Below are 14240 nucleotides of genomic sequence, written 5' to 3'. Positions count from 1 at the left end.
CCGACCCGCCGATGGTGGAGGGACGTCCGCCGCTGTGGCTCGACGGCGCCTCGCTGACGGCCCGGGACGTCGCGGCCGTGGCCCGGACGCTCGGGCCCACCGACGTCCACCTCGACCGGGCCGCCCTCGCCCACGTCGAGCGCGCCGCCCGGCTGGGCGCGGACCTCAGCACCCGCCGCGCGGTCTACGGGCGCACCACGGGGGTCGGGGCGAACCGCGACGAGTACGTCGGAGCGGACGCCGAGCCCGCCGACACCGCCGGTCACGGCCTCCGCCTGCTGCGCAGCCACTCCGGCGGTGCGGGCGACCAGCTCGATCCCGAGCTCGTCCGCGCCGCGCTGCTCATCCGGCTCAACCAGCTCCTCACCGGCCGTTCCGGGGTGTCGCCGCGCCTCGTCCACGCCCTCGCCGACGCCGTGCGCACCGGTGCCCGGCCCGTCGTCCACCGCCTCGGCGCCATCGGCACCGGCGACCTCGCCCCGCTCGCCCAGATCGCGCTGGCGCTCGCGGGGGAGGGGGCGTGGGACACGGCGCCGCCGGTCGCATCGTCACGTCCCGAACCCGTCGCCGTCGACGCCGGCGACGCGCTGGCGTTCGTCTCCAGCAACGCGGTGACGCTCGCCGAGTCCGCGCTCGCCGCCGGCACCCTCGACGTCGTCCTCGCCTCGAGCCACGTCGTCGCGGCCCTGTCCTACCTCGCGCTCGACGGCAGCCCCGAGGCCTACGCCGACCCGGTGCACCGCGCCCGGCCGCACCCCGGCCAGGTCCGGTGCGCCCAGCGGATGCGCCACCTGCTCGGCATGGAGCGCACCCCGCCCAAGGGCCGCCGCATCCAGGACCCGTTCGGGCTGCGCGCGTTCCCGCAGGTCAACGGCCCGGCGATCGACGCCCTGGCGACGCTGCACCGGGTGCTCGACGTCGAGATCAACGCCGGGGCCGAGAACCCGATGATCGCGGTCGCCGAGGACGACGTGTACCACCACGCGCACTTCCACACCGCCTACGTCGCGGGCGCGCTCGACCACGTCCGCGCCTGCATCCACGGCGTCGCCGAGCTCTCCGCGGCCCGTCTCGGCGACCTCGTCGAGCCCGAGCAGACCGGCCTGCGCGCGTTCCTCGTCGACGGACCGCCCGGCAGCTCGGGGGTGATGATCCTCGAGTACATGAGCCACGACGCCCTCGCCGCGCTGCGCCAGGTCGCGCTGCCGGTGACCCTGGGCAGCGCCGTCGTGTCCCGCGGCCTGGAGGACCACGCGAGCTTCTCCACCCAGGCCGCGCGGGCGACCACCGAGGTGGCGATCGCCTACACCCGCGTCCTGGCGTGCGAGCTCGTCGCCGCCGTCCGGGCCCTGCGCCTGCGGCGGCAGAACGTCGGGGTGCCGGCCACGGGCACCGGGCCCGCCCCGGTCGAGGAGGCGCTGGCCCGTGCCGAGGAGGTGCTCGACCCGCGCACCGAGGACCGGCCGCTGGCCGACGACGTCGCCGTCGCGGTCGGCCTCCTGCTCGACCCCACCTGGGCCCTGGTCTGAGAGGAGTGCTGGACCGGGCGCCCCGCGCGTGGTCGGATCGCGAGTCCCCCTGATCACTGGAGGACCCGTGGACGTGTCCTGCGCCTTCCCGACCGCCCTGAGCTCGCCCGACGACATCGCCCTCGCCGAGTCCCTCGGCTACGCCCGCGCCTGGGTCTACGACACCCCCCAGCAGAGCCCCGACGTCTGGATGACGCTCGCGCTGGCCGCGCAGCGCACCGAACGGATCGGGATCGGCCCGGGCGTCCTGATCCCGAGCCTGCGCCATCCGATGGTCAACGCCGCGGCCACGGCCACGCTCGTCGACCTCGCGCCCGGCCGCGTCGCGGTCGCCTTCGGCACCGGCTTCACCGGACGCCGCGCGATGGGCTACGGGGCGATCACCTGGAAGTTCATGGACGCCTACATCCGCGCCTACCGCGACCTGCTGCGCGGCGAGGTCGTCGAGTGGGAGGGCACCCGGATGCAGATGCTGCACCCGGACGGCCACGCGCCGGCGCGGCCCGTGGAGGTCCCGATCCTCGTCGGCGCGCTCGGGCCGAAGGGCAACGCGGTCGCGCGGGAGCTCGGCGACGGCCTCTACGCGACGCTGCAGGTGCCCGACTTCCTCGGCGAGTACTCGTGGGTGCCCTATCTGCTGTGGGGCACGGTGCTCGACGAGTCGGAGGGTGCTGACTCCGCGCACGTCCGGGAGGCCGCCGGCCCGGGATGGGCGCTGGCCTACCACGGCGCCTACGAGTTCGGCGGTCCCGACGCCGTGCGCGGGCTCCCCGGCGGCGACGCGTGGATGGACGTCGTGGAGTCCGCCCCCGAGGGCGAGCGGCACCTCGCGGTCCACTCGGGCCACTGCGTGGAGCTCAACGCCGCGGACGAGGCGGCCTGGGCCGCGGGCGGCCACTCGATGCTGCGCGACGCGACGATCACCGGGACCGGCGACGAGGTCAAGCGCCGTCTCGACGAGCTCGGCGAGCAGGGCGTCACCGAGGTGGTCTTCCAGCCCTGCGGCTCCGACACCCGTCGCGAGCTGGAGCGGTTCCTGGAGGCCGCGACGTCGTCCTGAGACGAGGGGGTACCCCGGCGGCGTGATGTGAGGTTAGCCTCACCTCATGCCGCCGAGGACCGCCGACGTCTCCCGCAGTGCGGCGGGCCGTCTCAGGTTGACACTCGGAGCCCCTTCCCTCCTCCGTCGTTCCTGCCACAGTCGATGGCGAGCGGGGCGCGACGATGCGTGAGGGAGTCGAGATGCACCGGGCGGATCTGTGTGAACGCGAGCAGCTCGCGCTGTCGCGTGATCGCGATCCCGCCGTGCTCCCGCGCCGTCTCGTCTCGTCGTGGAAACGCAGTGCCGATTACGCGGTGCCGCTCGACGCGGTGAATCCGGCGTTCGTCGGGGACGTCGACGACCGTTCCCTGTTCTACGAATCGGGCCACCAGGTCCTCACGGAACTGCACCAGACGCTCGCCGACGAACCGGTGAGCCTCATGCTCACCGATCCCGACGGCCTGGTGCTGAACCGGGTGTGCAGCGACCGGTTCCTGCTGCAGGCCCTCGACGACGTGCGCCTGGCGCCCGGGTTCGACTTCTCGGAGCGCAAGACCGGCACCACGGGGCTCGGGCTGGCACTCGCCGACCGCGTCCCGACGCTCGTCCGCGCCGACCAGCACTACTCGACGAGCCTCTGGGGCTACACGTGCGCCGCGGTGCCGGTGGCCGACCCGGTCACCGGCGCGATGGTCGGCGCCGTCAACCTCACGACCTGGTCGCAGCAGTCGTACAACCTGCTGCTCGCGCTGGCGCAGACCGCGGCCCGCACCACCGAGGCGCTGATGCTCGCGCGCGGTCGCGGCCGGGAGACGCGGCCGGCCACCCGGGGCCGGGTGGTCCGCGTGCGCACCGCGGTCGACGACGACAGCGCGCCGTGCCTCGAGGATCTGGGCGTCGAGTGGTGCGCGGCGATGGACGTCGTGCGGGCGGCCCTGCGCTCGGGCGAGGGCGTCGCGGTCGTGGGCGAGCCCGGCGTCGGCAAGGGCGCGCTGCTGGGCGGGGCGCACGCGCGCACCCACCGCGGCCGGCGCGTGCTGCACGCCCGTCCGCCGGACCCCGAGGGCGTGGCGTCGTGGCTGGCGCTGTGGTCGCCGGAGCTCGGCAAGCCCGGGACCAGCGTCATCGTCTCCGGCGTCGACCAGCTCCCGGCCTGGGCGGGCACCGACCTGGCCGACCTCGTGGCCGGGCTCGAGGGCGCCCCCGGGCTGTCGGTCACGGCCCACGACCTCGCCGACGTGCCCGACGGGCTGCGGGCGGCGGTCGGCACGGTGGTCGAGCTCCCCGCGCTGCGGCACCGTCCCGGCGACGTCGTGCCGCTGGCGTCCTGGTTCGCGCGCGAGGCCCGCGGACGCGCGGTCCGGTTCGCGGCCGACGCCCAGCACGTCCTCGAGACCTACCACTGGCCGGGCAACGTCACGCAGCTGCGCGAGGTCGTCCGGCAGGCCGTGGCGCGCACCGACCTCGTCTCCGTGCGCGATCTCCCGCCCGAGGTCTTCACCGGCGCCCACCACAAGCTCACGCGCATGGAGACCCTCGAGCGCGACGAGATCGTCCGCGCCCTCTCCGAGCCGGGGGCCACCGCCGCCGGCGCCGCCGAATCGCTCGGCATGAGCCGTTCCACCATCTACCGACGCATCGCGAAGTACGGCATCCGGGCGCCCGCGGTCGCGGACCAGTAGCACGCACACAAACCCACCGACGTCCCCCGAGGGGACGCCGGGCGAACAGTCCTGCCCTCATTTCCCCAGACCACAGAGAGAGGTGCGCGATGGGAAGTACATTGTTGACCGCCCAGCATCGCCAGACATTGGTGAACGTGGTGTACGCGGCATTCCCGCACCGCACGTTCCCCCGCGGCCCCTACGAACGCGCTGCCGACGCGGTGATCGACCAGGCGGGCAAGGACCCGCGGTTCCTCGCGCAGCTGATGCAGGGTCTCACCGACCTCGACGCCCAGCGTGACGTCCCGTTCGCCGAGCTCGACGCCGACGTCGCGGCCGCGGTGCTGCGCGGGGCGGACGGCACGCCGTTCCTCACCGCCATCGTCGACAGCGTGGTCGTGACCCTCTACAGCGACCCCGAGGTGTGGGAGCTGCTGGGTTACGAGGGTCCGTCGTTCGACAAGGGCGGCTACCTCCACCGGGGCTTCGACGACCTCGACTGGCTCCCCGACCCCCGCATCGAGCACGAGGAGGAGATGACGGCATGACGCGCTTCGAGTACGACGACTCCGACGTCGTGGTGGTGGTCGGCTCCGGTGCCGGCGGCGGCACGGTGGCCAACGAGCTCTGCCAGCGGGGGTTCAAGACCGTCGTCCTGGAGGCCGGGCCGCACCTCACCGGCGAGGACTACCACCAGGACGAGTGGCCCGCGTTCGGGCAGATGGCGTGGAGCGACCCGCGCACCACGTCGGGCAGCTGGCAGGTGGCCACCGACTTCCCCGGCCTGCCCGCGTGGCTGGTCAAGGCCGTCGGCGGCACCACGACCCACTGGGCCGGCGCCTGCCCCCGCTTCAAGGCCCACGAGTTCGCCGCGCGCTCGACCTACGGCGACCTCGACGGCGCCAGCCTGCTCGACTGGCCGATCGCGCTCTCGGAGCTCGCGCCGTACTACGACAAGGCCGAGATCAAGATGGGGGTCACCCATCGCCACGGCCGCCCGCCGCTGCCCGCGAACAACAACTACAAGGTCTTCGCCAACGGCGCCGAGAAGCTCGGCTACCGGTACTACTCGACCGGGCCGTACGCGACCAACGCCGAGCCCTACGACGGCCGCCCGGCCAGCATCCAGGACGGCTTCAACTTCCAGGGCGACAAGAACGGCTCGAAGTGGTCGACGCTGGTCGCCGAGCTGCCGAAGGCCGAGAAGACGGGCAACCTCGACCTGCGTCCCGACAGCCACGTCGCGCAGATCGAGCACGACGCGACGGGCCGCGCCACCGGCGTGCTCTACGTCGACCGCAACGGGACGCTGCGCCGCCAGCGTGCCGCCGTCGTCTGCGTGGCCGGCAACTCCATCGAGACACCGCGGCTCCTGCTGCTCTCGGGGTCGGCCCAGCACCCGGACGGGCTGGCCAACTCCTCGGGGCAGGTCGGCCGGAACTACATGCGCCACACCACCGGCACCGTCTGGGGCCAGTTCGACAAGCCGGTGAAGATGTGGCGGGGCGAGACGATGGCCGGGGTGATCGCCGACGAGTCGCGCCTCGACACCGACCGCGGCTTCGTCGGCGGCTACTACATGGAGACGATCTCCCTCGGGCCGGCCTTCCTCGCGAAGTTCATCGCGCCGGGACGCTGGGGCGAGCCGGTCACCGAGCTGCTCGACGGCTACCGCAACACCGCCGGCATGTGGATCATCGGCGAGGACATGCCCCGCGCGGACAACCGCGTCTCGCTGTCCGGCGAGACCGTCGACCAGCACGGGCTGCCGGTGGCCAACGTCCACTTCGACGACCACCCCAACGACGTCGCCATGCGCCGCCACGGGCAGCGCCAGGGCGCCGCGGTGTACAACGCCGTCGGCGCGCAGAAGACGATCGAGACGCCGCCCTACCCGTCGACGCACAACCTCGGGACCTGCCGCATGAGCCAGCGGCCCCGCGACGGCGTCGTCGACCGCTTCGGGCGGGCCCACGACGTGCCGAACCTGTTCATCTCGGACGGCAGCGTCTTCACCACCGGCGCCGCGGCGAACCCGACCCTGACGATCGTCGCGCTCGCGACGCGCCAGGCGGAGTACATCGCCACCGAGCTCCACAAGACCCTCACCTAGCCCGAGACACCACGGAGACCCCTGTGTCCACAGCCGCACCGCCCGTCGCTCCGCCCGACCCCTACGACTTCCTCCCGCAGGTCGCCACGTTCACGCTGACCAGCACCGACGTCGCCGACGGCACACCCCTGGCCCCGCCGCACACCAGCGGGATCATGGGCGTGCCCGGCGGGGAGGACCGGTCCCCGCAGCTGGCCTGGCAGGGCTTCCCCACGGCCACGCGCAGCTTCGCGGTCACCTGCTACGACCCCGACGCGCCCACCGCCAGCGGCTTCTGGCACTGGGCCGTGGCCGACATCCCGGCCGACGTCACCTCGCTCGTCGCGGGTGCGGGCGATCCGGACGGGTCCCGGCTGCCGCAGGGGGCGATCGTGCTCCCGAACGACGCCGGCATCCACCAGTACCTCGGGGCCGCACCGCCCGAGGGCCACGGGGTGCACCACTACTACTTCGTCGTCCACGCGGTCGACGTGCCGAGGCTGGGCATCCCGCGGGGCGCCAGCCCGGCCTATCTCGGGTTCAACCTGTTCAGCCACACCCTGGCCCGGGCGACCATCACGGCCGTCTACGAGCGCTGACCGAGCGCTGACCGTTCACGAGCGCTGGTCCGCCGCCACGGGTCCTCCCGTGGCCGCGGACCGCGCGCGCTCCTCCGTCCACCGGGATGCCGGCGAATGCTGATCGTGCGTGTCTGTCTCCACCCCGAGGCCGGGATGGCGGCCGTCGGGGTCTTCGACGCGGACCCCGGGACGGCCCGGCTCCTGCCGTCGGCGGTGCGGGTCGTCGACCTCGACGTCGGGATCCTCGTGGCCGCGATCGTCCCGGCACGCGGGTGCGCGGGCGGATGCTGTCGCCGGAACGTCTACCGGCTCCTGGACGACCTCGTCGCGCGGGCGGGCAGCCAGGGGCGGTCCCGGAGGCCGGTGAACCGGGCTCCGGACGGTGGGGAGGACCCCGACGATTAGGGTCGGGATCCGCCAGTACCCCGTGGACGAGGAGATTCGGTGTTCGCCGAGGACGACGCACGCCTGCGCGACTTCCTGAGCACGGGGCGCCGGTTCGCCGTGGCCTCGAGCATCGAGGACACGCTGGCGCTGGTGCTCTCCGCCGCCGTCGACACGTCGCCGGCCACCGACCTGGCGGGCGTGCTCCTGCTCGAGGGCCGCGGGACGATCACGTCGCCGGCGACGACGGACGCGGTGGTCAACGAGCTCGACCAGGTGCAGGCCGACCACACCGAGGGCCCCTGTGTGGACTCCATCTACGACCAGGAGCTGGTCGTCGTCGACGACTTCGCCGACCATCTCGACCGCTGGCCCCACTTCGCCCGGCGGGCCCTCGACCTCGACGTCCACAGCTCACTGTCGTTCCAGCTGTACAGCGAGGGCCGGAGCGCCGCGTCGCTCAACCTGTTCAGCCGGCGGGCGAACGCCTTCGCCGAGGAGGACCGCATCTTCGGCTCGCTGTTCGCGAACCAGGCCGGACTCGCGCTCCGTGGCGCGCAGCGGGCGGCGCAGCTCGATCGCGCCGTGGCGTCCCGGGACGTCATCGGCACCGCCAAGGGCATCCTGATCGAGCGCTTCGGCGTCGGCGAGGACGAGGCGTTCCAACGACTCGTGCGCAGCTCGCAGGACACCAACATCAAGCTCGTGGACGTCGCCCGGTGGCTGGTCGGGGAATCGACGCCGACGGCGGAGGGCTGAGCCGGAGAGGTCGGCCCCACCCCGGTCGTCAGGGCACGAGCGACCCCGTCAGGGCCTGCTCCCGCAGCACCGTCTTCTGCACCTTCCCGGTCGCGTTGCGCGGCAGGGCGTCGACCACCGCGAGTCGGCGCGGGCGCTTGTACCGGGCGAGGTGGGCGAGGCAGTGGTCCTCGAGCGCGGCGAGCGTCGGGGGATCGGCGGGGTCCGCCGGCACCACCACCGCGAGCGGGGTCTCGCCCCACCTCTCGTCCGCGACGCCGATGAGGGCGACGTCGGCGACCTGCGGGTGCGCGGCGAGGACGTTCTCGACCTCGGCGCAGTAGATGTTCTCGCCGCCCGAGATGATCATGTCTTTCTTGCGGTCGACGACGTAGTAGTAGCCCTCGGGGTCCTGCCGGACCAGGTCGCCCGAGTGGAACCACCCGCCCCGGAAGGCCTCGGCGGTCTCGGCGGGCTTGTTCCAGTAGCCGCTCATCACCAGGGGCCCGCGGTACACGATCTCGCCGACCTCGCCCGGCGCGACGTCGTTCATGTCGTCGTCCACCACCCGGACCTCGACATTGATCATCGGTGTCCCGACCGAGCCGATCTTCCGGACCGCGTCCTGCCCGCGCAGGGTGGTGGTGACGGGGCTGCACTCGGTCTGGCCGAACGAGCTCACGATCTCGGCGTCCGGGAAGCTCGCGCTCAGCGTGCGCAGCAGGCCGGTCGAGGCCGGGGCCGCGCCCCACCCGCACTTGCGCAGGGCCGAGAGGTCGCGCTCCCGCGCGTGCACCCGCTCGCAGATCGCCGCCCACTGCGCGGGCACGAAGAAGCACGACGTGACGCGCTCGCGCTCCAGGACCGCGAGCGCCTCCTCGGGGTCGAACCCGCCCGACGGCGGGATGACCGTGGTCCCGCCCGCGAACAGCGACGGCAGGAAGCCCGCGACGCCCGCGATGTGGAACAACGGCGTCCCGGAGAGCCAGACGCTCGGCCCGCCGGGCCCGCCGAGGTGCATGGTCGACGAGACCGCGTGCAGGTACAGGTTGCGGTGGGTGAGCATCGCGCCCTTGGGCGCTCCGGTGGTGCCGGAGGTGTACATGATGAACGCGGTGGCGTCGTCCGGGACGGGGAGCTCGCGGTAGGTTGGGTCGGCGGCGGCGAGGACGTCCTCGAGGTCGCCGCCGATGGTGATCGTCCGGCGGACCGCGGGCGCCCCGTCGCGGGCCGCGGCCATCAGGCCCGCGGTCGCCGTGTCGGCCACGGCGACCACCGCGCCGGAGTCGACCAGTGCGTAGGCGACCTCCTCGGGCACGAGGCGGAAGTTGACCGGCACGCAGATCGCGCCCGCGCGCAGGACGGCGATGTAGGACTCGAGCAGGTCGACGCCGTTGAGCCCCAGCACCGCGACCCGGTCGCCGGGGACGACGCCCTCGCCGGTCAGGGTGTTGGCCAGTCGGGTGACCCGGTCGTGGGACCGGGCGTACGTCCGGCGCTCGCCGGTGGTGGCGTCGACGAGGAACTCCGCCTCCGGCGTCACCCGTGACCAGCGGGCCAGGATGTCGCTGAGGGTCATGCCCCGGCCGGTGATGGACCCCGTCGTCATGCACGAATCTTGAACGGCGGCCGCGGCAGCGTCCATGCTGCGGGCATGGCTTTCCCCGCGTCGTCCCCCGCGGACGACCTCGCGGCGCTGGAGAAGTTGCTGGCCGGCCTCCCCGGGGCGGTCGTCGCGTTCTCGGGCGGGGTCGACTCGTCGGTGGTCGCCGCCGTGGCGGGCCGGGTGCTGGGGGAACGGGCGCTCGCCGTGACGGCCGTGTCGCCCGCACTGGCGACCGGGGAGATCGAGGCGGCGTCGGCCGTCGCGGCCGCGATCGGCATCGCGCACCGCGTCGTCAGCAGCACCGAGCTCGAGCGCGAGGGCTACCGGCGCAACGGGCGGGACCGCTGCTACCACTGCAAGACCGACCTCTACGACCGGCTGACGACGATCGCCGGCGACCGGGTCGTGCTCTCCGGGGCCAACGTCGACGACCTGGGCGACTGGCGGCCGGGGCTGACGGCGGCGGCCGAGCACGGCGTCCGCCACCCGCTGGTCGAGGCCGGGCTGGGGAAGGCGCGCATCCGGGCGCTGGCCGAGCAGCTCGGCCTCCCCAGCGCCGCCAAGCCGGCGTCGCCCTGCCTCGCGTCGCGGATCCCGTACGGCACGCCGGTCTCCGCGCCGGTCCTCGCGCAGATCGACCGGGCGGAGGCCGCGCTGCACGCGCGGGGCTACGCGGTCCTGCGGGTGCGCCACCACGGCGACCTCGGCCGCGTGCAGATCGCGGGTGACGAGCTGGGGCGCGTGGACGAGCCGGGGGAGCGGGCCGCCGTCGAGGCCGCCGTGCGCGCGGCGGGCTACCGCGAGGTCGAGATCGACCCGCACCCGTTCCGGTCGGGGTCGCTGAACCTGGAGATCACGCCAGCGTGAGCGAGCCCCACGACGCGCTGCCCGACGGCGGGCGCCGGGCCCGGACCGGTGTCCCCGAGGTGGTGTTCGCGCAGGGCAAGCCGCCCGAGCGCACGCTCGCGCTGCTCGCCGAGCTCCGCCGTCTCGATCCCGACGGCCCGGCCCTGGCGACGCGGTGTCCCGACGAGGTGCTCGACCGCGCCCCGGATGCCTTCGACGACGTGACCGTCGACCGGGTCGGGCGCACCGTGACCGTCGGGGCCCTCCCGCGCCCCGCCGGCGACGTCGTCGTGCTCACCGCCGGCACCACCGACGTGCCCGTCGCGCGCGAGGCCACGGCGACCCTCGCGGCCCTCGGCGTCGGCACCCGCCTCGTGGCCGACGTGGGCGTCGCCGGCCTGCACCGCCTGCTGTCACGGGTCGAGGACATCGGCCGCGCCGACGTCGTCGTCGCCGTCGCCGGGATGGACGGGGCCCTGCCCGGCGTGGTGGCGGGCCTGGTCGCGGCCCCGGTGATCGGGGTGCCGACGAGCGTGGGCTACGGCGTCGCGGCCGGCGGCCGGGCCGCGCTCGCGACGATGCTCGCGGCCTGCAGCCCCGGGGTCGTCGTCGTCAACATCGACAACGGCTTCGGCGCGGCGGCCCACGCGGCGAAGATCCTGCGCCGTGGCTGAGGCCGTCGCCTTCGTCGACGCGTCCTCGGGCGTCGCCGGCGACATGCTCCTGGGCGCCCTGCTCGACGCGGGCGCCGACCTCGACGCGGTGCGTGACGCCGTCGCCTCGCTCGGCGTCCCGGGCCTGTCGGTCGAGGTGCTCCGGGAGCGCCGCGGCGGGTTCGCGTGCGCCCGGGTGGTCGTCGGCACCCCGGCGGTCCCGGACCGCGAACGGCGCCTCGCCGACGTCCTGGAGCTCGTCGACACCGCCCGTCTGCGCCCGCCCGCGCGACGGCTGGCCGGTGAGGTCTTCGGGCTGCTGGCCGGGGCCGAGGGCGCGGTCCACGGGCTCGGGCCCGGCGAGGTGCACTTCCACGAGGTCGGCGCCTTCGACGCCCTCGCCGACGTCGTCGGTGTCGCCGCCGCCGCGGACGCGCTCGGCCTGCTCGCCGACGGCGCCGCGACGTGGTGCTCGCCGCTCGCGGTGGGTCACGGGACGGTGCGCAGCGCCCACGGCCCGCTGCCGGTGCCCGGCCCCGCGGTGCTCCGCCTCGCCGCGGACGCCGGGCTGGAGCTGACGGGCGGCGCGCTGGAGGGCGAGCGCACCACCCCGACCGGTGCGGCGCTGGTCGCCGCCCTCGCCACCCCCGGGCCGCTGCCCGACATGAGGGTCATGGCCGTCGGCGTCGGCGGCGGGCGCCGCGACCCCGCCGACCGGCCCAACATCACCCGCGTCGTGCTGGGGCGGTCCGCGGCCGCCGCCGGGCACCGGGGCCGCGACGAGGTCGTGGTCGTCGAGGCCACGGTCGACGACCTCGACCCGCGGCTCTGGCCCTCGGTGCTCGCCGCCGCCCGGGCGGCGGGCGCCTGGGACTGCTGGACGACGCCCGTGGTCGGCCGGCACGGCCGTCCCGGTCAGGTGCTCTCGGTGCTCTGCCCCGAGGCGGCCCGCGAGGCGATCGTCCAGGCGGTGTTCCGGCACACGAGCACCTTCGGCGTCCGCTGGTCGCGCTGGGAGCGGGCGACCGCGCGCCGCCGGTCGGTGCCGGTCGAGGTCGGCCCGGCGGGCGCGACCCGGGTGGTGATGGTGAAGGTCGCCGACGATCCCGAGGGGCCCCTGCCCCTCGCGACCCCCGAACTGGCCGAGGCGGAGGCCGCCGCGGCCGCCCTCGGGTGGCCGGTCCGCGCGGTCCTGGAGGCGGCGCTGGCGGCGTACCGCGAGCGGGCGTGAGCGCTCAGGCGCTCCGGATCTCGATCTCGGGGGCGAGCCGCAGGGTGTTGGTGACGTAGCAGACCCGCTCCGCCGCGGTGATCAACCGGGCGAGCTCCTCGCCCTGCGGTGCGTCCGCGTGCACGGTGATCCGGATCGCGACGAAGCGCGGACCGTCGTAGGTGCCGGTCGCGTCGACGCGCAGGCCGCGCAGGTCGAGGTCGCGCTTGGCGGCGCTGTGGGCGACGGCCAGCGTGAAGCACGAGGAGACCGAGGCCAGCAGGAGCTCCGTGGGTTGAGGTCCCCGGCCGGTGCCGCCGGCGACGGAGGTCGGCTCGTCGACCGTGAGGGGGAAGCCGCCGGCGTCCACCGAGCAGCGCAGGCCCTCCTCCCAGACGGCCGAGACGGTGCGCTCAGCCACGGTGCAACACCCCTGCAACACCGCTGAGGAAGGTGGCGGCCATCACGTTTCCTTCGACGAAGTGGGGGATCGGTCCATGAGCATCGACAGCGTGGCGTACCCGGTGACGGTGCTGCCCTGGGTGCGCTGCCGGCCGGACCGGCGCACCCGTGCCCACCACGACCGGCTGCTGCGCGTCGAGGACGACCCCGACGAGGTGATCGAGCTGCTCGAGCTGGCCGTCACCTGGGGCGAGCTGGACTACTCCGAGAGCGACGTGGTCCCGCCGGAGGCGTGGATCGACTTCGCGGCCGGACACCGCTGGCGCGACCCGGAGCGCGTGCTGCGGCTGTTCTCCGTCGCCGCCGACGTCGCCCTGCGCGGCCTCCACCTCGCGCCGGACCACGTGCCGGCGCCCTGCACCGGCGTCGACGCCGTCTGGCGCGACCTCGCGGGCTCCGACCTGCTCGCCGGCGAGCTCTGAGCCGGTCACCGGCCGGACCGGGGGAGCCAGGTGACCGCGCGCCGGGTGAGGTCGTAGGCGGTCGCGACGGCCTCGCCCCGCCGCAGGCCGATCCGCCCCGTGTCGTCGATGCGCCCGACGACGGCGGCCTCGAGGTCGCGCGCGCGGAACGGGCCGAGGGCGTCGTCCTCGCGCCCGGGCGGGACGCAGAGCAGGAAGCCGAAGCTCGGGAAGCACGTGAGCCACGCCGCGGTGTCCACGCCGTGCGGCGCCGGCAGGACGTCGAGGTCGATCTCCACCCCGAACGTCCCCCATTCCAGGAGCATGGCCAGCGAGCCCACCAGCCCGGCCATGCTGATGTCCTTCGCCGCGACGGCGGCCCCGCTGCGGGCGAGCGCCGGCAGCAGGCGGACGTCGTCCGCGCACCGTTCCCCGCGCTGCTCGAACGCCGGGAAGAACGGGAAGTCCGGGCGCATCGCGCCGTCGGTGGCCGCCGCGACGACCAGGCTCTGGCCGACCTCCACCCGCGTCATCGACAGGGCGTCGCCCACCTCGCCGAGCCCGAAGGCGGAGATCGAGGGCTCCCCGTCGTGGCGGGTGAGGTGGCCGCCGACGATCGGGACCCGGAAGAGCCGGGAGGCGTGGCGCATCCCCTCGAGGGCGGCCCGGGCGGTCTCCTCCGTGGCCGCGACGGTGTTGACGATCCCGAGGGGCTCGGCGCCCATCGCCACGACGTCGTTGACGTTGGTCAGCACGGCCGCGAAGCCCGCGCCCCGGGGGTCGTGGGCGACGAACGGGGGCCACAGCGCCTCGCCGCAGGCGACCACCGAGCCGGTCGACGTGCGCACGACGGCCCCGTCGTCCCCCGGTCCGCTGGTCCAGTCGGTGTCCCCGAGGACCTCGCCGACCAGCCCGATCTCGGTCTTCGCCAGCAGCCCGGGATGCTCGGCGACGACCCGGACGATCTCGTCCAGCTCGCTCGTCACGGTCGTTCCCACACCGCACCTCCTCGATCGTCTCGCATCGTAGGCG

15 protein-coding genes are annotated in these 14240 nt (G+C 74.6%); 12 read left to right on the top strand and 3 right to left on the bottom strand.

The features are described 5' to 3' along the window. The first annotated feature begins 11 nt into the window (after positions 1-11). From PH191_RS15125 to PH191_RS15090, 8 genes are all read left to right on the top strand, one after another. The gene (locus PH191_RS15125; protein ID WP_274195833.1) at positions 12-1529 is read left to right on the top strand and encodes an aromatic amino acid ammonia-lyase; all 1518 of its coding nucleotides are present in this window, start codon (positions 12-14) and stop codon (positions 1527-1529) included. Between the two features lie 67 nt (positions 1530-1596). Further along, positions 1597-2589: an LLM class flavin-dependent oxidoreductase gene (locus PH191_RS15120; protein ID WP_274195450.1), complete on the top strand. Its 993-nt coding sequence runs from the start codon at positions 1597-1599 to the stop codon at positions 2587-2589. Positions 2590-2771: 182 nt separating this feature from the next. After that, complete coding sequence (locus tag PH191_RS15115; protein ID WP_274195449.1) at positions 2772-4253, top strand: AAA-type ATPase lid domain-containing protein; 1482 nt, start codon at positions 2772-2774, stop codon at positions 4251-4253. A 137-nt stretch (positions 4254-4390) separates the two neighbouring features. Further along, complete coding sequence (locus tag PH191_RS15110) at positions 4391-4783, top strand: hypothetical protein (RefSeq protein ID WP_274195448.1); 393 nt, start codon at positions 4391-4393, stop codon at positions 4781-4783. After that, entirely contained in the window at positions 4780-6348 is a 1569-nt protein-coding gene (locus PH191_RS15105) for a GMC family oxidoreductase (RefSeq protein ID WP_274195447.1), read from the top strand. The genes PH191_RS15110 and PH191_RS15105 overlap by 4 nt, the downstream gene beginning before the upstream one ends. Positions 6349-6371: 23 nt before the next feature. Further along, positions 6372-6926: a YbhB/YbcL family Raf kinase inhibitor-like protein gene (locus tag PH191_RS15100; protein WP_274195446.1), complete on the top strand. Its 555-nt coding sequence runs from the start codon at positions 6372-6374 to the stop codon at positions 6924-6926. A 96-nt stretch (positions 6927-7022) separates the two neighbouring features. Further along, positions 7023-7313: a hypothetical protein gene (locus PH191_RS15095; RefSeq protein WP_274195445.1), complete on the top strand. Its 291-nt coding sequence runs from the start codon at positions 7023-7025 to the stop codon at positions 7311-7313. A gap of 39 nt (positions 7314-7352) precedes the next feature. Further along, the gene (locus PH191_RS15090) at positions 7353-8051 is read left to right on the top strand and encodes a GAF and ANTAR domain-containing protein (RefSeq protein ID WP_274195444.1); all 699 of its coding nucleotides are present in this window, start codon (positions 7353-7355) and stop codon (positions 8049-8051) included. Positions 8052-8079: 28 nt separating this feature from the next. Here PH191_RS15090 and PH191_RS15085 read toward each other — a convergent pair whose 3' ends face one another. Beyond that, positions 8080-9639 (bottom strand): long-chain-fatty-acid--CoA ligase, encoded by a 1560-nt coding sequence (locus PH191_RS15085; protein ID WP_274195443.1) that lies wholly within the window; start codon positions 9637-9639, stop codon positions 8080-8082. Between the two features lie 45 nt (positions 9640-9684). Here PH191_RS15085 and larE point away from each other — a divergent pair, with 45 nt between their 5' ends. From larE to larC, 3 genes are read left to right on the top strand one after another with little or no spacing between them, the layout of a single operon-like run. Then, the gene (gene larE, locus PH191_RS15080) at positions 9685-10503 is read left to right on the top strand and encodes an ATP-dependent sacrificial sulfur transferase LarE (RefSeq protein WP_274195442.1); all 819 of its coding nucleotides are present in this window, start codon (positions 9685-9687) and stop codon (positions 10501-10503) included. Beyond that, entirely contained in the window at positions 10500-11156 is a 657-nt protein-coding gene (larB, locus tag PH191_RS15075; protein WP_274195441.1) for a nickel pincer cofactor biosynthesis protein LarB, read from the top strand. Before larE ends, larB begins: the two co-directional genes overlap by 4 nt. After that, on the top strand, positions 11149-12366 hold the full coding sequence (gene larC / locus PH191_RS15070; protein ID WP_274195440.1) for a nickel pincer cofactor biosynthesis protein LarC: 1218 nt from the start codon (positions 11149-11151) through the stop codon (positions 12364-12366). The genes larB and larC overlap by 8 nt, the downstream gene beginning before the upstream one ends. A 4-nt stretch (positions 12367-12370) precedes the next feature. On the opposite strand, the gene PH191_RS15065 is transcribed toward larC, so the two are convergent. Beyond that, a complete protein-coding gene (locus tag PH191_RS15065; RefSeq protein WP_274195439.1) occupies positions 12371-12766 on the bottom strand; it encodes an OsmC family protein in 396 nt (131 codons plus the stop codon). Positions 12767-12842: 76 nt separating this feature from the next. Between PH191_RS15065 and PH191_RS15060 the strand changes: the two genes are divergently transcribed. Beyond that, on the top strand, positions 12843-13229 hold the full coding sequence (locus tag PH191_RS15060; RefSeq protein ID WP_274195438.1) for a hypothetical protein: 387 nt from the start codon (positions 12843-12845) through the stop codon (positions 13227-13229). Positions 13230-13234: 5 nt separating this feature from the next. Here the strand turns inward: PH191_RS15060 and PH191_RS15055 are convergent, their stop codons facing one another. Beyond that, positions 13235-14206: an AIR synthase related protein gene (locus PH191_RS15055; RefSeq protein ID WP_274195437.1), complete on the bottom strand. Its 972-nt coding sequence runs from the start codon at positions 14204-14206 to the stop codon at positions 13235-13237. Positions 14207-14240: the final 34 nt, after the last annotated feature.

The sequence above is a fragment of the Actinomycetospora callitridis genome (genome assembly GCF_028737265.1).
GTDB classification, from domain to species: domain Bacteria; phylum Actinomycetota; class Actinomycetes; order Mycobacteriales; family Pseudonocardiaceae; genus Actinomycetospora; species Actinomycetospora callitridis.
This window is presented reverse-complemented; position numbering and strand designations above follow the sequence as displayed.